Genomic DNA, 17,716 nt, shown 5'->3' on the forward strand with positions numbered 1-17,716 from the left:
CTCAATGGAGACGTCTCTCGTGAAAGCCGTGCAGGGAATCATTTTATCGGCGCTGTGTGTGCCGGGGCTGCTGACGCAGGTTGCGGCGCAGACTCTGGAACAATCTCTCTATCGCCAGGCTTATGACGCGGTGCGGGCCGACGATCAGGCCCGTTTTCGGCAAATTCGCGCCCGTTTGACCCATTATCCGCTGCTACCCTATCTCGATTACTACCAGTTGGCCTTTCGGCCGGGGGCGGCGGAGTATGACGACGTGACCCGCTTCATCCGCGAGCACGGCGACACCCCCCAATCCAACCGGCTGGAGCGCAGTTACCTCACCTATCTGGCCCAGAGCCAGCAGTGGTCTCAGTTCCTGCGCTTCTATCCGGCCAAGCCGAACTCCACCGACCTGCTCTGCATGCACTATCAGGCGCGCTACTACACCGGCCAGCAGAGCCAGGCACTGCAGGAGGCGGGCAAGCTCTGGCTGAGTGGCCAGTCTCGCCCCGATGCCTGCGATCCCCTGTTTCAGCTCTGGCAGCAGGCCGGCTTGCGCACCCAGGAGAAGATCTGGACCCGCATGACCTTGGCCTTCGAGGCGGAGAACCCGAACCTTATCCGCCACCTCGGCGCTCAGCTTGGCAGCGGCATGAAGGCGTACGGGGATCAGATGATTACCCTGTTCGAGCAGCCCGCCAAGGCGATGAACACAGCCTATTTCACTACCGCCGCCCCCTCCAAAAAGTTGCTGCTGCTGGGGCTGGCCCGCTATGCCAACCAGCAGCCGGAAGCGGTGCTGGGTCAACTCGGCTATCTGCGCTCGCGTTTTGCGCTGAGCGCGGCCGAGCTCAAACCGGTGGAGCGGGCGGTGGCCAGACGGTTGCTGCTGGACCGTTCAACCGCCCAGCGCAACTGGCTGGATGCTACCGTAGTGCGCCAGGCCGACCCGGATCTGCTGGAGCTGCGGGCCCGGCTCGCCATCTGGGAGCAGGACTGGAAAGGACTCTCCGGCTGGGTCAAGCGGATGCCCATGGCCCTGCAGAAGGAGGATCGCTGGCGCTACTGGCTGGCGCGCTCGCTGGAGGTACAGGGCCAGCAAAAACCGGCACGGGATCTCTATCTGGAGACCGCCAATCTGCGCGGCTTCTACGGCTTCATGGCGGCGCAGCGCAGCGGCGTGCCCTATCGGATGAAGAATCAGAGCGTGGCGAAGAAGGTGCCGGACTGGCGCACCGCCAGCAGTCGCTGGCCCTTCCTGCTGCGGGTGCGCGAGTTGCTCGACATGAACGAGATCACGGCGGCGCGGGCGGAGTGGATCCACAACATGGATCGCAATCCGGTGGCCCAGCGCCTCGAGTTCGGCCACATCGCCCTCAACCAGGGCTGGCATGAACTGGCCATTCTGGCCAGCATCCGGGCCGAGGCCTGGGATGCCCTTGATTTACGCTTCCCGCTGCCGCTCAAGCACACCTTCTCCCAGATGGCGCAGGAGCGGACCATGAACACCAGCCTGCTCTACGCCATTTCCCGTCAGGAGAGTGCGCTCTACCCGCTGGCACAGTCGCCGGTCGGGGCGAGGGGACTGATGCAGCTGATGCCGACTACCGCCAAGGAGACGGCCAGCAAGCTGGGGGTGCCCTATCGCAACGAACAGCAGTTGTTTGATCCTGCCATGAACATCCGCCTTGGCAGCGCCTATCTCAAGCGGCTGCTGGATGTGTACGACGGCAACCGGATCCTGGCGGCGGCGGCCTACAACGCCGGCCCCGGCCGGGTCAAACGTTGGCGCGATCAGAGTGCGGACAAGCCGATGGATGTCTGGGTCGAGAGCATCCCCTACAAGGAAACGCGCAACTATGTGCAGAACGTGCTGTCGTTCGATCTCATCTATCAGCACAAGCTGCAGCAGCCGCTGCGCTTCATGTCCGAGCGCGAGCTGAGTCACGCTTATTGAGACGGCTGCCGCCCTGGCGGCAGCCGGATTCCCATTCCCTCCCCAAAATGGTTATTATCCCATAAGGTTTTGTTACAAAAGGAAACCTGCCAGGTGATCGGGCGCCATCTCTTGGTCTGGCAGGTTCGTTATAATCGCCCGTTCAACACAGACAGGCTCCCCCAACAAAGGAATTGATAGTGGCAACGATTAAAGACGTTTCCCGGTTGGCTAATGTGTCCATTTCAACTGTGTCGCGAGTCATCAACAACACGGCGCAGGTGGCACCAGAAAAGCGTGAGGCCGTCATGGCGGCCATGAAGGAACTCAATTTTCGTCCCAACAGCTTTGCCCAGGCGCTGGTCAGCAAGCGCTCCAACTGCATCGGTGTGCTGGTGGGGGATCTGTGTGGTGGCCCCTTCTTCGCCCAGATGATGCGCGGCATCGAGAGCGTGGTGGACAAGGCGGACAAGTTCACCATTGTCATGTCCGGCAATCACGACGAGGTGCGCGAGCGTCACGCCATCCAGGCGCTGCTGCAGCGCCAGTGCGATGCGCTGATCCTGCACAGCAAGGCGCTGCCCGACGAGGAGCTGAGCGAGCTGGTGGCGGGCAGTACCCCGGTGGTCTTCATCAACCGCCAGGTACCGGGCGCCGAAGATCGCTGCGTCTGGCTGGACAACCAGGCCGGCACCACCACCGCCTGCCAGCACCTGCTGGATGCGGGCCATCACAAGATTGCCTTCGTCACCTCGGACGATGAAGAGTTCGTCGATGGCCAGCAGCGGATGGCGGGGTATCATCACGCCTTGAAGCGAGCCGGCATTGCTATTGATCCTGCCCTCATCGGCCGCGCCTTTGCCGACGAGAACGGCGGTTACGTGGCGATGGGCGAGCTGCTGGATCGGGGGGTTGAGTTTACCGCCGTGCTCGGTTTCAACGACGCCATGGTGGCGGGGGCCATCTCCTGTCTGCTGGAGCGGGGATACAAGATCCCGCAGCAGATCTCGGTGGTGGGCTTCGATGACATTCCCTATGCCCGCTATATCTATCCCAAGCTGACCACGGTGCGTTACCCCATCGAAGAGATGGGCGGCCGGGCTGCCGAGCTGGCGCTGAGCCTGCTGGATCACAAGCCGGCCGAGGGGCTGGAGCTCAAGTTCGAGGCCGAGCTGGTCAGACGGGAATCCGTTGCCTGAGTAGCCGACATTGGCCCTGAATGGGCCAATGTCGCTCCCCTATTTTGCGGAAAAATTGAAAGCGTTTTCAGAAATCCTTTTCAACTGTGATCCGCTTCAAAGCTTTTTGGACTGCCTGCCACTAGCATAGGCCCCACGAATTAGGAGCCTGCGCTCCCGATTTTCCCGCTGTGGGAGGTAACTGGTTAATCCAGCTATTTCCTTCGTTACTTTCGACGGTCATCATGGATGGCCGTTTTTTTTTGCCAGGATTTTGTAATGACAACAAAGAGTGAATACCAGACGGGGATCGTGGGCGCTGGCTGGCTGGGGTTGCCGCTGGCCCGGGTGCTGCAGGCCGAGGGTCGCCAGGTGGCGGTGACGGTCAGCTCGGCCCAGAAAGCCGCGCAGCTGACCGCAGAGGGGCTGCAGGCCTGGCCGCTGCAACTGGGCACCGGGCTGACCGCCCTGCCGTTTCGCTGCCGCGAGCTGGTGATCTGCGTGCCGCCGAGCAAGGTTGAGGATTACCCGGCCGCCATCGGGCGGGTGGCCGAGCTGGCGCGGGCCGCCGGTGTGCAGCGGTTGTTGTTCGTGAGTGCCACCTCGGTCTGGGCACCGGGGCAGGGGGAGGATGAACACCCCATGCCTGCCCACGAGCGCGGGATGCGGATGCTGGCCGCCGAGCAGGCGGCGATGGGGGCTGGCATTCCCTGTGCCATGGTGCTGCGCCCGGCCGGGCTGTACGGGCCACAGCGTCATCCCGGCCGCTTCCTGGCGGGCAAAACCCTGGAAGGGGGCGGTCAGGCGGTGAACCTGGTGCACCTGGATGACGTGGTGGCCGCCTGTCAGCTGTTGCTGGCGCAGGGAAAGGATGGCGATGCCTACAACCTGAGCGCACCGGTGCACCCGCGCCGGGAGCAGTTCTATCCCTTTGCCGCACGTCAGCTTGGCCTGCCGGCCCCGGTCTTCATCGAGCCGGCCGGCCGGTTTCTCCCCGTCGAGGGGCTGCGCATCTGCGAGCAGCTCGGCTTTGTCTATCGCTGGCCCGATCCGGCGCACTGGTTTGCCGAGCTGGCGGCCCGGGGTCACTGAGCATTCCGCACTGTGCTATAGAGTGGGGCACAGGTGGCTCCAATGGGGTGGCGCGGCGGGCAATTGAGGTTTGCCAAGGGGGGGCTCGCCCCCTATCATGCCGCCATCCATACAGAGAGAGCGGTAAAGATGGTAGATACAAGACGTCACCCCGATGGGGAACTGTTGCTGAGAACCCTGGCAATGCCAGCCGATACCAACCCCAATGGCGATATCTTCGGGGGCTGGATCATGTCCCAGATGGATATAGGTGGGGGCATCATGGCCAAGGAGCTGGCAAAAGGACGTATTTGTACCGTATCCGTCGAGGGCATGACCTTTCACAGCCCGGTCAAGGTGGGCGACGTGGTGTGTTGCTACGGGCGCTGCTTGAAGATCGGTCGCAGCTCCATGCGGCTGAAGCTGGAGGTGTGGGTCAAGCCGGTGCTGCGTGAAAACGAGGCCCAGCGCTACTGCGTGACCGAAGGGATCTTCACCTATGTCGCCATCGACGAACAGGGAAAATCCCGTCCGGTACCGGTCTGATCCGGCTCAGATAAGCCGGGCGTTGATGATGGATATTTCCTGCTCAAACCCGGTTTTTTGCCGTATCATGCGTTCCAGCATCTCTTCCGAGCCGACGCACTGCTGGGTGTCGAACAGGCAGAGATCGCACTGGGGATCCCGTCTGATCTGATAGACGGTGGAAAGCTCCACTTGATGACAATTTCCTTGTTGATCATAAAATGTCACGCGGTACTGGTGCTGTCTCGCCATCGTTGAATTCCTTCTGGATGAGCCGGGCCGGACACGAGCTATCAGCCTAGTCGGCAGCGATGACATTTGTGATGGTCAGGACACAATGCAGAGGCAGGTGGTTGTTAGCCAATGAAAAATAGTTATCGCATTCTGGGTACGTCGCTGCTGACGTTGGGACTGGTCGGCTGTTTCGAGGTGCCGGATCAGGATCACCTGGTCACGGCGCAGGGCATCATTCCCGGCGCCAACTGCCAGAAGCCGCCGCTGGTGGCACTGGCCTCCACCGCCTTGCCACGCGAGTTCGGCATTACCGTCTGGAATCTCTACAAGGGTCAGCGTAAAAACTGGCGCGAGGGGCTGGACGAGTATGCCAAATCCCAGGATCTGGTACTGCTGCAGGAGTCGGCGACCCGCCCCGACATGCTGGAATGGCTGAAGGCCGGTGATTTTCAGTGGCAGCAATTGCAAGCCTTTACTCAGGGCGGCGTCTCCTTCGGCGTGATGACAGTCGCCAAGACGCCACAGGCGTTCGTGTGCGGCGTGCGCTCACCCGAACCGCTGCTGCGCATCCCCAAATCCGGTCTGGTCAGCCTCTACCCCTTGCAGGGGGATCCTGACGGCGTGCTGGTGGTGAACCTGCATGCGGTGAATTTCGAGCTGGGGATGGCGACCTTTCGCGAGCAGCTCAACGATCTGACCGCCCTCATCCATCGCCATCAGGGCCCGGTCATTCTGGCCGGGGATTTCAACACCTGGAGCGACAAGCGCGAATTCTGGCTGAACAAGCTGGTGGGCGAACTGGGGCTGCAGGAGGCGATCCCGGTGCCGGATCTGCGCCGGACCGCGTTCGGCCGACCGCTCGATCACCTCTACTACCGCAACCTGGACCTGGTGGAAGTGAGCAGCCCGGCGACCGATGCGTCGGATCACAACCCCATCATGGCCCGTTTTGCGGCTCAGGCCATCACCCCCTGAATCCGTACTGGCCACCAGGGTGGCCTGTTCCAGATAAAAAAATACCCCGCTTTTGGCGGGGTATTTTTTTATGAAGCGATGAACGATCAGCTGTTGTTCTTCACGAACAGGGTCAGCTCCTGACCCGGCTTGAGGTAATCGCTCTTGCCCAGCTGATTCCAGCGCATCACATCCATCACGGCAACCTGAAAACGGGCTGCGATAGAGGAGAGGGAATCGCCACGGCGCACCTGATAGACCATGGACTTGTTGCTGCTCTTGCCCTGCTTGGGCCAGACCACCAGCTTCATGCCCGGCTTCAAGGCCGACTTGGCGTTGAGACCGTTCCACTTGGCCAGCTCGTCATGGGTAACCCCGTGCGCCTGGCTGATGCTCCACAGATTGTCACCGGCACGCACCTTGTACTGGATCTTGCCGGCACTGCGGCTGGCGAGCTGCTGTGGCTTGCTCTGGGCGCTCTGACTGACCACCGGCTTGCTGCCGCTGGTCGGGATCATCAGGGTCTGGCCGCGGCGCAGGTGGTTGCCACTCAGGTTGTTGGCCAGCTTGAGCTGCTGCACGCTCACCCCGTGATTCTGGGCGATGCGAGAGAGGGTGTCGCCGCTGGTGACCTGATAGGAGCGGGTGCGGATGCGCTCGCTCTGGGGCAGATCGGCCAGGGCCAGCTCCAGGGTATCGGCATACTCGACCGGTACCAGCAGGCGATAGGGCCCCTTGGGTGAGGTCGACCAGCGCGTCAGGGCCGGATTGACCTCTTTCAGCTGAGCCGGACGCAGGCCTGCCAGCTGGGCAGCCACGTTCAGATCGATCTGGCCGCCGGTGTTGACCACCCGCAGCTGAGGCTTGTTGGCCAGCACCGGCAAGGTGACATTGTACTTGTCCGCGTTGCGGATCATGTCGGCCATGGCCAGGATCTTGGGCACATACATCCGGGTTTCGCGGGGCAGATCGAGTGACCAGTAGTCGGTCGGTCGGCCTGCCTTCTGATTGCGGGTGATGGCGTTGCGCACCCGTCCTTCACCGGCATTGTAAGCCGCCAGCGTCTGCAGCCAGTCGCCGTCGAAGAAACGGTTCAGGTACTCCAGATAATCCAGCGCGGCGTTGGTGGAGGCCAGTACATCGCGGCGGCCGTCGTACCAGTTGTCGTGGCGCAGGCCGAAGTTCTTGCCGGTCGCAGGAACGAACTGCCACAGACCCACCGCATTGCTGCGGGAACGGGCGTGGGGATCGAACATGCTCTCAATCATGGGGATGGTAATAAGCTCCATTGGCAGCTCACGCCGTTCGATTTCCTCTACCATCAGATACAGGTAGGGCTCAGCCCGGCTGGCAATGGTCGCCAGATGCTTATCATTGCGCAACAACCAATCACGCTGCTGGCGGACACGGTCGTTCTCCTGCGGATCAAACTGCATATCATCGCTGATACGCACCCACAGGTTATCGGTGTCATCCAGTTCGTCGATCTGTTCGTCTCCGAACAGGAAGCGCGCCGAATGTTTTTTATACGCTTTTTTGTTGACTTGGGGGGACTTGATCGGCTCGATTGCCGTTAGCGCCCGGTCATCCTGATGGCTCAGGTTTTGGCAGCCGCTGAGAAACAGCGCCGCCAATAAGGCCGTTCGTACCTTCATCTCGCTCAGGTCATCTTTAGGAAAAACAGCTCGCATCATAAGGGGCAATGGCCCCCTGATCAAGGTTTGTTCAAAAAACGTCCTTCCAGGATCGCAGCACGGTGAAGGTATCCTCTGGATTTTCCAAGCATTTTAAGGCGTGTTTCTCAGCAGAAAATTTCACGGAATCCTGTTCGCATCGCAGAAAAACGTTGAACTCCCGCTCATCCCCCAGCCGTGATGGCAGACTCGGCAGACCCTGCTGGCGCAGCTTGCTGATCAGCCCGATCCGCTGCTGGATCGCCTGGTTGTCCGGCTCGGCCGCGTAGGCGAAGCGCAGGTTGGAGAGGGTGTACTCATGGGCACAATAAATGAGGGTATCGTCGGGCAGGGCGGCGAGCCGCTGCAATGAGGCGTGCATCTGGGCCGGGGTGCCTTCGAACAGGCGGCCGCAACCTGCACTGAAGAGGGTATCGCCACAAAACAGCATGCCATGGCCGTAATAGGCGATGTGGCCATGGGTATGGCCGGGCACATGGATCACCTCAAGGCTCAGGCCATGCCAGTTGATCTGATCCCCGTCATCGAGCCACTGGCCGTGATGAGCGGGCATGGGGTCAAGTTTGGGACCATAGAGTCTTGCATGGGGGAAATGGCCGAGCAGGGCGGTGACGCCTCCCACATGATCGTGGTGGTGATGGGTCAGCAGGATCGCGTCGAGCTGCAGCTCCAGTGCGGCCAGCCGCTCCAGCACGGGTTCGGCATCGCCCGGGTCGACGACCAGACAGTGATTTTCGTGTCGGATCAACCAGATGTAGTTGTCGTTAAAGGCAGGAACTGTGATCACTGGATACATGAGTCTGCTTCTCTTTATGGAGGGTATCTTATATAACTGGATGGCGTTCGAACCCCAAGTTGAGCCCTATTATGCAGGTGGCACGTACCGAACAACAAATCGAGATCCCGACCAGCTGGTCGGCACTGCCCATGGGGGACTGGGTAGCGGCCGAGATCCAGGAGCGGCTCGACAGCTGGTGCCCACATCTGTTTGGTTATCATCTGCTTAAAGTCGGGGCACTGAGCGCCGAACTCTCCTGCGGCTGCTCTTCCATTCGCCACCAGATAGGGGTTGCCCCCAGCGGCAGACTGCTGGATCTCAAGGGCGACCCACTGGCCCTGCCGGTGCGCACCGGCAGCGTGGATGCCTGCCTGCTGGCCCACTGTCTCGACTTTTCGCCCGATCCCCACCAGGTGCTGCGCGAGGCTGAGCGGGTGCTGACCGACGATGGCTGGCTCATCGTCAGTGGCTACAATCCGCTCAGCCTGGTCGGCATCGGCCACTGCCTGCCTTTCCTGCGTCAACATCTGCCCTGGTCGGCCCGCATGTTCACTCCGGCGCGGGTCACCGACTGGCTGCAGCTGCTCGGGTGTGAAGTGATGTTTGACGAGCGCTTTGGCTACTCGTTCATGGGCAAGCAGAGCCGGATCGGCTGGTGGCGGGAGAGTGTGGGGCGGGATTATTGCAGGCCGTTTGCGTCCGTCTACGTGATAGCGGCGCGCAAACGGCGCTTTCCGTTGACGCCGGTACGCCGCCGCTGGCGCTTGCCCGAGTCGATTGCGACGCCGGGCATGGCGCGTCAGGGCTGGTAGCCTGTCTCGGGCGCCCTGGCTGGCGAGCGACCCTGACGGGTGAGACTGACCGGGATCAGGGCTGGTAGCCGGTATCCTCTGCCAGCTGCTTGCCACTGGCGGCCTCGCGGGCCAGCTCGTCACAGCGTTCGTTTTCCGGGTGACCGGAGTGCCCCTTGACCCAGAGCCATTCGATCTGATGGCGCGCCACTTCCGCATCCAGCGCCTGCCAGAGATCGACGTTCTTGACCGGCTGACGGCTGGCTGTCACCCATCCTTTCTTCTTCCAGCCGATGATCCACTGGGTGATCCCCTGGCGCACATACTGGCTGTCGGTGGTGAGTCTGACCTGGCAGGGCTCGTTCAGGGTGCGCAGCCCCATGATGGCGGCCATCAGCTCCATCCGGTTGTTGGTGGTGAGGCGAAAACCGCCGGCGAGCTCCTTGCGGTGCTTGCCATAGACCATGACGGCACCATAGCCGCCAGGGCCCGGGTTGCCGAGACAGGAACCATCCGTATACAAATCGATCTTTTTTAGCATGAGTCTTGGGGTAAACTAGCGGGTAAAGCCGAAGTTTGACATAGATTGGATCATGAACACACCCCAACTGAATCGCCAGATCATTCTGGATACTGAAACCACAGGTATGAACACCGCCGGTGGCCCTGTCTATCTGGGACACCGCATCATCGAGATCGGCTGTGTGGAGGTGATCAACCGCAAGCTGACCGGTAACCACTTCCACGTCTACATCAAGCCGGATCGGCTTGTGGACCCCGAGGCCATCCAGGTGCACGGCATCACCGACGAGTTCCTGCGTGACAAGCCGTCGTTCAGCCAGATAGCCGACGAGTTCATCGAGTTCATCCGCGGTGCCGAGCTGATTGCCCACAACGCGCCGTTTGACGTGAGCTTCATGGACTATGAGTTCGGCAAGCTCGGCCTCAATTTCAAGACTGCCGACATCTGCGGCATCACGGATACCCTGGCGATGGCGCGGGACCTGTTTCCGGGCAAGCGCAACAACCTCGACGTGCTGTGCGATCGCTACGGCATCGACAACTCGCACCGTACCCTGCACGGGGCTTTGCTCGATGCGGAGATCCTGGCGGACGTCTACCTGCTGATGACGGGTGGCCAGACCAAGTTGAATCTGGCTACCGAGAGCAGTGAAAATGAGAGCAATCAGGACACCAGTATCCGCCGGTTGGAGAGCAATCGCCCACCGCTCAAGGTGATCCGTGCCAGTGCCGAGATTGAGGCGGTGCACGAAGCGCGGCTGGATCTGGTGCAGAAAAAAGGAGGAGCCTGCCTGTGGCGGCAATGAGCAAGCTATGGAGCGGCCTGCTGTTATTGGCCTCGCTGACTGCCTCGGCCAACGAGGTGTTTGCCCCCTCCGACATTCCCCTGCTCGACAATCGCTTTCGCATTGATTACGGGGTGAAAGAGATCACCTTCATCGTGACGCGCAAGCCGGGCACCCCGTCGGTGATCCTGGTGCGTCCGGACGGCAGCAAGCTCTATGTGGGCAAGGTGACGCCCCCCGATGTGGGCTGGCTGGCGCTCAAGGATCAGGATCTCATCACCATCCGCGATCCCATGCCGGGCCCCTGGCAGGCCATCGGTGAGGTGGATCCGGACAACCGGGTGCGCCTGCTGTCGAACATCAGGCTGGAAACCGATCAACTGCCGACCCAGCTCTATCAGGGGGAAAGGGTCAAGCTCAAGTCCTGGCTGCTGATCGACGATGCACCGCCCAAGGCGGGCTATTACCTGACCGACCTTGGCATGACGGTGCGATTGCAACGTTTCAATGATGCCAAGCAGGAGGGTGAGCCCATCGTTGACGAAGTGCTCGGCCACTATCGTGACGATGGCAAGGGGCTTGATGAGGTGCCGGGTGACGGCATCATGACCGCCGAGGCGGTGCTGGATGTGGCTGCGGGAAAATACCGGGCCATGTACAGCACGGGCAATCAGGTGTTCTCCCGCGCTCGCTATCAGGACGTGCTGATCTACCCGTTGCCGGTCAACTATACCCTGGCGCCTCCCTCGCAGGAGTTTGGCGCCAAGCTCTCCTTCCTGATCGATGCCGATGAGCTGGATCCGGCCTCCGTGGTCATTGAGGGCAAGGCGACCAACACGGTGGGAGCCAGCATGGCGTTCAATGCGGTGGCGACCGAACCCCGGGTGGAAGTGGATCTCTCCGCCATCAAGGAGGTTGGCCAGTATGAGGTGAACGCCACCCTGTTTGGCACGACCCGGCTGGGCCGCGAGATCCAGGTCACGCTGCCGGTGAAATCGTTCAATATCTTCCCGGTGCTGGCGGCTGAGCCATCGGCGGCCTCTGCGGCTTCTGAAACCTCGGCGGCAGTGCCCAACCAGGTGAAATTCGAGGAAAAACAGAGCAGCGGTTGGCTGATCTGGTTGCTGGGTGGGGTCGGCATCCTGCTGGTCTTGCTGGGGGGCGTCGGTTTCATCTTGCTGCAAAAGCGGCGGGCACTGAAAAAAGCGATGGCGGCGCAGAAAGCCGAGAGCGAAAGCGCCAAGCCGGAAGCCAAGCTGGATCTGAACCTGCCTGAACAATAACCGGGTAACCACATGAAAAAGCCGCCCATCGAGGCGGCTTTGTTATTTATGGGAGAGCAGGTTAGCAGCAACCCTTCAGCATCAATGTTCCCCGACGTAGATGTCCTTGTGTTGATCGCGGATCTCGAGGAACTTGTCGAGGTTGGCCAGCATCAGTTCTACCAACTGGGGATCGAAGTGCTGACCTTTCTCCTCCTGGATCAGCGCCAGCACCTTGTCCAGCGGCCAGGCCTTTTTGTAGCAGCGATCCGAGCCGAGCGCATCAAACACGTCGGCCAGCGCCACTACCCGCCCTTCCAGCGGAATGGCATCACCTTTGAGGCCACGGGGATAGCCGCTGCCATTCCACTTTTCATGGTGGTTGCCGGCGATGGTGGCGCCAATCTGGAACAGCGCCAGATCGCTGCCGGAGAGCATGTCTTGTCCCAGCTGGGCGTGGGTCTTCATGATCTCCCACTCCTCGGGGGTCAGCTTGCCCGGTTTGTGGAGGATGGCGTCGGGGATGCCCACCTTGCCGATGTCGTGCAGCGGGGAGGCGCGCTTGATGAGCTCGCTCTGCTCCTCGCTCATGCCAAGCAACTGGCAGAACAGCTCGGTGTAGAGGGCGACCCGTTTCACGTGCAGGCCGGACTCCTTGGAGCGGGTCTCCACCAGCTCGCCGATCCGATAGATGATCTCGCGCTGGTTGTCGGCGATGACCTCGTTGAGCCGGATGTTCTCCAGCGCCACTATGATGTTTTCGGTAAACAGGCTGAGCAGCCCCATGTCCATCTGGCTGAGCTGACGAGTGGTCTCGATATGAAACAGCAGGTGATGACGGGGGTTCTGGCAGTAGAGCACCATCTGGTTGCCATCATAGACGTTGGCACGATTGGCCATGGCCTGGCGCAGAATAAAGGGTGCATCCGCCAGTCGCAGTGACGGGTGGCCCGGCAGCAGGGGCTCCAGAATTTGATCCCGCACTTCGTAGGCGAACTGCTTCACGTCGTAGATTTGCGACTCTTCCAGACTGAGCAGGGCCCCGAGCTGTTCCTGAGCCCCTTCAACAAACTGGCGCAGCGCCCGTTTCTCGAAGATCCCCTTGGAGGCCTCGATGACTTTTTCCAGCCCCTGGCGATTGCTCTCCAGCGTACGGATGTCGCGGTATGAACGCAGACTGGCCCGCAGCAGGGTGCGCAGCTTCTGGGAGGTGAGCTCGGTCTTGTCCTTGTAGTCGTTGATGTCGTAGTTGGTGACCACGTCATCTTCCGGGGCCTGACCGGGTTGGCCGGTACGCAGCACGATGCGCACCATCTTGTTTTGCAGATCCTCGCGCACGAATTTGACCACATCGAGGCCGGCGTGATCGACCTCCATGACCACGTCCAGCAGCAACAGTGCTACGTCCGGGGTCTTGGCGAGCAACTCCCTAGCCTGGGCGGCTGAATAAGCATGCAAAAATTCAATGGGTCTATTATCGAATTCAAACTTGCTCAGGGTGATCTTGGTGATGCGATGAACCTCGGGTTCATCGTCCACAATCATCACCTTCCATCCAGCCTGCTGGTCATCGAGAAGGGGCAGATCGTCATCGTCAATAATCAGGATTTGGTCATCCATCATGCAATCCTGTTTGGGATCCTGTGCTTACATTAACTGCTTCACTAAGGATAGGAAACTTATTGAGAAATAAAATTTGATCTGTGAAATCTCTTTGTCGTCATCCTGTTCCAGCCCCATAAAAAAACGCCTCCACATGGGAGGCGTTTGACTATCTATGTGTCTGTCAGGCGGCTCTGTGATAGGCCGATGGCTCGAACAGTGCCTTGTTGGCCACCAGGTCGATGGGATCAAAATCATCGACGTTGATGGTGTGCAGGCGGCTCTCTTCGGCGCGGCGCAGCAGGTCCGCTTCGGTCTGGTTGAGTACTCCCTGCGCCAGGCCGATCTCTGCTACCTTGTCCAGTTGCATAAACGGACGCTTGATACCGTCAGCCTTGCATACTTTCTCAAACAGCGGTTCGGCAGAGAGCACATCGTCCAGCGCCTGCTCCAGCAGGCCGAAGGGGTTGCCCTCTTCGCGGGTGAGATATTGCCCCTGGGCCAGACGGCTGCGGGTTTCGCTCGGGGTCTGCAGCAGGCGGGCGACCTGGCTGTCCAGCTTGTCGCTCGGGCGCTTCAGGTCGCGACCCAGCGGCAGCACTATGACGCGCAGAGCCAGGCCAATCCAGCGATTCGGGAAGTTGCGCAGCAACTCGTCGATGGCTTCCTGGGCCTTGAACAGGGCATCTTGCAGCGCCCAGTGCAGCAGCGGCAGGTCGGCGTGCTGACGACCCTCATCCTGATAGCGCTTGAGGGCGCTGGAGGCCAGATAGAGCTGGCTCAGTACATCGCCAAGACGAGCGGAGACCCGCTCCTTGCGCTTGAGCTCGCCACCCAGGGTGCCCATCGCCATGTCTGACAGGAAGGCCAGGTTGGCAGAGAGGCGGGAGAGCTGCTGGTAGTAGCCCTTGGTCTGATCCTTGAACGGCGCGGCGGCGAAGCGAGCTCCGGTTAACCCTAACCAGAAGCTGCGCACCAGATTGCTGATGGCAAAGCCGACGTGGCTGAACATCGCCTTGTCGAAGTCCTTGAGAGCCTGCTCCTGATCCGGGTGGCTGGCGGCCAGCATCTCCGGCAGCACGTACGGGTGGCAGCGGATGGCGCCCTGACCGTAGATGATCATGCTGCGGGTCAGGATGTTGGCCCCTTCGACCGTGACGGCGATGGGGGCACCCTGATAGCCGCGGGCCAGATAGTTGTTGGGGCCCATGCAGATGGCCTTGCCGCCGTGGATGTCCATGGCATCGATGATGCACTTCTGGGCGCGGTCGGTGAGGTGGTATTTGACGATGGCAGAGATGACCGAGGGTTTCTCGCCGAGGTCGATACCGGTCACGGTCAGGTTGGCGGCGGCCCCCATGATGTAGGCGTTGCCACCGAGACGGGCCAGCGGCTCTTCAATCCCTTCCATTTTGCCGATGGGCAGCTTGAACTGGCGACGGATACGGCTGTAGGCGCCGGTCGCCAGGGCCAGCATCTTGACGCCGCCGGTGCTGTTGGAAGGCAGGGTGATGCCGCGCCCGACTGACAGACACTCCACCAGCATGCGCCAGCCCTGACCGGCCATGGCCGGGCCGCCGATGATGAAGTCGAGCGGGACGAATACGTCCTTGCCGCGGGTCGGACCGTTCTGGAACGGCACGTTGAGCGGGAAGTGGCGGCGGCCGATGTCGACCCCCTTGATGTGGGTCGGAATGAGGGCGCAGGTGATGCCGAGCTCTTCTTCGTCACCCAGCAGGTGATCCGGGTCGCGCAGTTTGAAGGCCAGACCCAGCACGGTCGCGATGGGGGCCAGGGTGATGTAGCGCTTGTTCCAGGTGAGGCGCATGCCGAGCACCTCTTCTCCTTCCCATTCACCCTTGGCGATGATGCCGAAGTCGGGGATGGAGCCGGCGTCAGAACCCGCTTCCGGACTGGTGAGGGCGAAGCAGGGGATCTCCTTGCCGACCGCCAGACGGGGCAGGTAGTAATCCTTCTGCTCGTCGGTGCCATAGTGTTGCAGCAGCTCGCCCGGGCCCAGCGAGTTGGGTACGCCGACGGTGGAGGCCAGCACGGCGCTGGCGCCGCACAGCTTTTGCAGCACGCAGGATTGGGCATAGGCAGAGAATTCCAGCCCGCCATATTTCTTCTTGATGATCATGGCGAAGAACTTGTGGTCCTTCAGGTATTGCCACACTTCGGGAGAGAGGTCGGCTCGCTCGTGGGTCACTTCCCAGTCGTTGACCATGCGGCACACTTCTTCAACCGGACCGTCCATAAACGCCTGCTCTTCGGCAGACAGCGTGCTGACCGGAATGGCGTGCAGCTTCTTCCAGTTCGGGTTGCCGGCAAACAGGTCTGCTTCCCACCAGGTGGTGCCCGCTTCAATGGCCTCTTTTTCGGTGCGGGACATCTCCGGCATGATGGATTTGTAGAGCTTGAACAACGGTTTGGTCAGCTGGTTGCGACGAAAATCCACCAAGTTGAGGGGGATGGCGATCACGGCAAACAGCGCCCAGACCAGCAGGGGGACGTGGCCATAGAGGGTGCCGACAATCAGGGCTGCCGCGGTGGCAAGCGTGGAGGTGAACAGAGACGCCCGGCGATAAGCCATGGCGCCGATCACCAGGATCACTCCGAGCAGAGTGAGGGTCGTCGTCATTTTTCGCTCCTTGCATGAGTTGCCGAAGTTGGGTGAATATGGTTGAACTGATCCAGAGGTCTGACCTGTTGGATATGGTCCCTGTTGTAATTCATACGCACAAACTTATCAAGCTGTTTACAAGCTTGTTACCTTGGCTCTGTGATCGGCATAACGTCCTGCAGAGGGGCGCGTGACGGGCAGGGGGCGACTCCGGGATTGGCTTGTGCGACAATGGCGCGGCCCATATTTTGGAAGAGACATCATGTACCAAGAACTGATCCGCAATGAATTGACCGAAGCTGCCAGCGTGCTCCAGGCGTTCCTGGCAGATGAGCAAAATCTCAAGGACATCGAAGCGGCCGCCAAGCTGCTCGCTGACTCCTTCAAGCAGGAAGGCAAGGTACTCTCCTGTGGCAATGGTGGCTCCCACTGCGACGCCATGCACTTTGCCGAAGAGCTGACCGGCCGTTATCGCGAGAACCGCCCCGGTTATGCCGGTATCGCCATCTCCGATCCCAGCCACCTCTCCTGTGTGTCCAACGACTTTGGCTATGACTACGTCTTCTCTCGCTACGTAGAGGCAGTCGGCCGTCGCGGTGACGTGCTGCTCGGCATCTCCACCAGCGGCAACTCCGGCAATATCCTGAAAGCCATCGAGGCTGCCCATGCCAAAGGCATGAAGGTGATTGCGCTGACCGGCAAGGACGGCGGCAAGATGGCCGGTCTGGCCGATGTCGAGATCCGGGTGCCGCACTTTGGTTACGCCGACCGCATTCAGGAAGTGCACATCAAGGTGATCCACATCCTGATCCAGCTGGTCGAAAAAGAGATGGCCAAGTAAGGCAGGGATCTCGAGCTGGGATAGTCGTGCCTTGTCTGGCCGTGTCCCGGCGGGATCTTGCGCAAGCGGCCGGTGTCAGCGCAGGCTGAGCCGGCCGATTGGCAATGAGATGGTCAAGTAAGCAAGGAGCCCGCAGCCTATGTGCGAACTGCTCGGCATGAGTGCCAATGTGCCGACCGATATCTGCTTCAGCTTCACCGGTCTGATGCTGCGCGGCGGCAAGACCGGGCCTCACAAGGATGGCTGGGGCATCACTTTTTACGAAGGGAAAGGCTTTCGTACCTTCAAGGATCCCGAGCCGAGCGCCCAGTCGCCGATTGCTAGGCTGGTGCAGGCGCTGCCCATCAAGAGCCGCGCCGTGGTCAGCCATATTCGGCAGGCCAACCGCGGCTGCGTCTCGCTGGAGAATACCCACCCCTTTACCCGCGAGCTGTGGGGCCGTTACTGGACCTTTGCCCACAATGGTCAGTTGACGGGTTACAAAGGGTTGGCCACTGGCCGCCATCGACCGGTGGGCGACACCGACAGCGAACACGCCTTCTGCTGGCTGCTCGATCGGCTGGAACAGAAGTATCCCCGGCGCCCTGCCAACTTCCCCGCCATGTTTCGCTACCTGGCGACCCTGTGCGACGAGCTGCGCGGCTTGGGGGTATTCAACATGTTGCTGTCGGATGGGGAGTTCGTGATGACCTACTGCAGCAACAACCTCTACTGGTTGACCCGGCGCGCTCCATTCGGGGAGGCCCGTCTGCTGGATGAAGATGTCGCCATCGACTTTCAGAGCGAGACGACACCGGACGATGTGGTGACCCTGATTGCGACCCGGCCGCTGACCGGTAATGAAGACTGGGTAAAAATGGCGCCGGGCGAGTTCAGTCTGTTTCGACTGGGTGAGCGGGTGGGTGCCAATCAGCAGTGATAATTAGCTGATCCAGAGATAA

At 60.8% G+C, this 17,716-nt stretch carries 16 protein-coding genes; 10 read left to right on the forward strand and 6 right to left on the reverse strand.

All coding sequences use genetic code 11. The features are described 5' to 3' along the window. Window positions 1-19 precede the first annotated feature (19 nt). The 4 genes from ACPW75_RS05130 to yciA all read left to right on the forward strand — a co-directional run bounded on the left by ACPW75_RS05130 (window position 20) and on the right by yciA (window position 4,710). A complete protein-coding gene (locus ACPW75_RS05130) occupies window positions 20-1,936 on the forward strand; it encodes a transglycosylase SLT domain-containing protein (protein ID WP_077095571.1) in 1,917 nt (638 codons plus the stop codon). A gap of 179 nt (window positions 1,937-2,115) precedes the next feature. Continuing rightward, entirely contained in the window at window positions 2,116-3,114 is a 999-nt protein-coding gene (locus ACPW75_RS05135) for a LacI family DNA-binding transcriptional regulator (protein ID WP_264098104.1), read from the forward strand. A gap of 258 nt (window positions 3,115-3,372) precedes the next feature. Beyond that, entirely contained in the window at window positions 3,373-4,185 is an 813-nt protein-coding gene (locus tag ACPW75_RS05140; protein WP_077095569.1) for an NAD-dependent epimerase/dehydratase family protein, read from the forward strand. A 129-nt stretch (window positions 4,186-4,314) separates the two neighbouring features. Further along, window positions 4,315-4,710: an acyl-CoA thioester hydrolase YciA gene (gene yciA, locus ACPW75_RS05145; protein ID WP_005299258.1), complete on the forward strand. Its 396-nt coding sequence runs from the start codon at window positions 4,315-4,317 to the stop codon at window positions 4,708-4,710. A 6-nt stretch (window positions 4,711-4,716) separates the two neighbouring features. Here yciA and ACPW75_RS05150 read toward each other — a convergent pair whose 3' ends face one another. Further along, window positions 4,717-4,941, reverse strand: a complete 225-nt coding sequence (locus ACPW75_RS05150; protein WP_005299261.1) for a hypothetical protein — start codon at window positions 4,939-4,941, stop codon at window positions 4,717-4,719. Between the two features lie 111 nt (window positions 4,942-5,052). Between ACPW75_RS05150 and ACPW75_RS05155 the strand changes: the two genes are divergently transcribed. Beyond that, window positions 5,053-5,898 (forward strand): endonuclease/exonuclease/phosphatase family protein, encoded by an 846-nt coding sequence (locus ACPW75_RS05155; protein WP_016350239.1) that lies wholly within the window; start codon window positions 5,053-5,055, stop codon window positions 5,896-5,898. 86 nt (window positions 5,899-5,984) lie between these two features. Here the strand turns inward: ACPW75_RS05155 and ACPW75_RS05160 are convergent, their stop codons facing one another. Together ACPW75_RS05160 and gloB are read right to left on the reverse strand one after the other, a co-directional pair. Continuing rightward, window positions 5,985-7,532, reverse strand: coding sequence for a LysM peptidoglycan-binding domain-containing protein (locus ACPW75_RS05160; protein WP_011705461.1), 1,548 nt, complete (start codon window positions 7,530-7,532; stop codon window positions 5,985-5,987). Window positions 7,533-7,602: 70 nt separating this feature from the next. Beyond that, window positions 7,603-8,367: a hydroxyacylglutathione hydrolase gene (gene gloB / locus ACPW75_RS05165; protein ID WP_077095566.1), complete on the reverse strand. Its 765-nt coding sequence runs from the start codon at window positions 8,365-8,367 to the stop codon at window positions 7,603-7,605. A 71-nt stretch (window positions 8,368-8,438) separates the two neighbouring features. Here gloB and ACPW75_RS05170 point away from each other — a divergent pair, with 71 nt between their 5' ends. After that, on the forward strand, window positions 8,439-9,161 hold the full coding sequence (locus ACPW75_RS05170) for a class I SAM-dependent methyltransferase (RefSeq protein WP_016350242.1): 723 nt from the start codon (window positions 8,439-8,441) through the stop codon (window positions 9,159-9,161). Window positions 9,162-9,216: 55 nt separating this feature from the next. Here ACPW75_RS05170 and rnhA read toward each other — a convergent pair whose 3' ends face one another. Then, window positions 9,217-9,681 (reverse strand): ribonuclease HI, encoded by a 465-nt coding sequence (gene rnhA, locus ACPW75_RS05175; RefSeq protein WP_011705464.1) that lies wholly within the window; start codon window positions 9,679-9,681, stop codon window positions 9,217-9,219. A gap of 52 nt (window positions 9,682-9,733) precedes the next feature. Between rnhA and dnaQ the strand changes: the two genes are divergently transcribed. Then, window positions 9,734-10,468, forward strand: a complete 735-nt coding sequence (dnaQ, locus tag ACPW75_RS05180) for a DNA polymerase III subunit epsilon (RefSeq protein WP_011705465.1) — start codon at window positions 9,734-9,736, stop codon at window positions 10,466-10,468. Then, window positions 10,465-11,730 (forward strand): TIGR03503 family protein, encoded by a 1,266-nt coding sequence (locus tag ACPW75_RS05185; protein WP_077095565.1) that lies wholly within the window; start codon window positions 10,465-10,467, stop codon window positions 11,728-11,730. The genes dnaQ and ACPW75_RS05185 overlap by 4 nt, the downstream gene beginning before the upstream one ends. A gap of 81 nt (window positions 11,731-11,811) precedes the next feature. Here ACPW75_RS05185 and ACPW75_RS05190 read toward each other — a convergent pair whose 3' ends face one another. Together ACPW75_RS05190 and fadE are read right to left on the reverse strand one after the other, a co-directional pair. Then, a complete protein-coding gene (locus ACPW75_RS05190; RefSeq protein WP_077095564.1) occupies window positions 11,812-13,329 on the reverse strand; it encodes an HD domain-containing phosphohydrolase in 1,518 nt (505 codons plus the stop codon). A 166-nt stretch (window positions 13,330-13,495) separates the two neighbouring features. Next, window positions 13,496-15,952, reverse strand: a complete 2,457-nt coding sequence (gene fadE / locus ACPW75_RS05195; RefSeq protein ID WP_077095563.1) for an acyl-CoA dehydrogenase FadE — start codon at window positions 15,950-15,952, stop codon at window positions 13,496-13,498. 244 nt (window positions 15,953-16,196) lie between these two features. Between fadE and lpcA the strand changes: the two genes are divergently transcribed. Together lpcA and ACPW75_RS05205 are read left to right on the forward strand one after the other, a co-directional pair. Further along, window positions 16,197-16,775 (forward strand): D-sedoheptulose 7-phosphate isomerase, encoded by a 579-nt coding sequence (gene lpcA, locus ACPW75_RS05200; protein ID WP_011705469.1) that lies wholly within the window; start codon window positions 16,197-16,199, stop codon window positions 16,773-16,775. Between the two features lie 139 nt (window positions 16,776-16,914). Continuing rightward, window positions 16,915-17,694 carry a class II glutamine amidotransferase gene (locus ACPW75_RS05205; protein ID WP_042067710.1) on the forward strand — a complete coding sequence of 260 codons (780 nt, stop codon included), beginning with the start codon at window positions 16,915-16,917 and terminating at the stop codon, window positions 17,692-17,694. Window positions 17,695-17,716 lie beyond the last annotated feature (22 nt).

The organism is Aeromonas sp. FL131 (assembly GCF_049860615.1).
In the GTDB taxonomy this organism is placed as follows: domain Bacteria; phylum Pseudomonadota; class Gammaproteobacteria; order Enterobacterales; family Aeromonadaceae; genus Aeromonas; species Aeromonas hydrophila.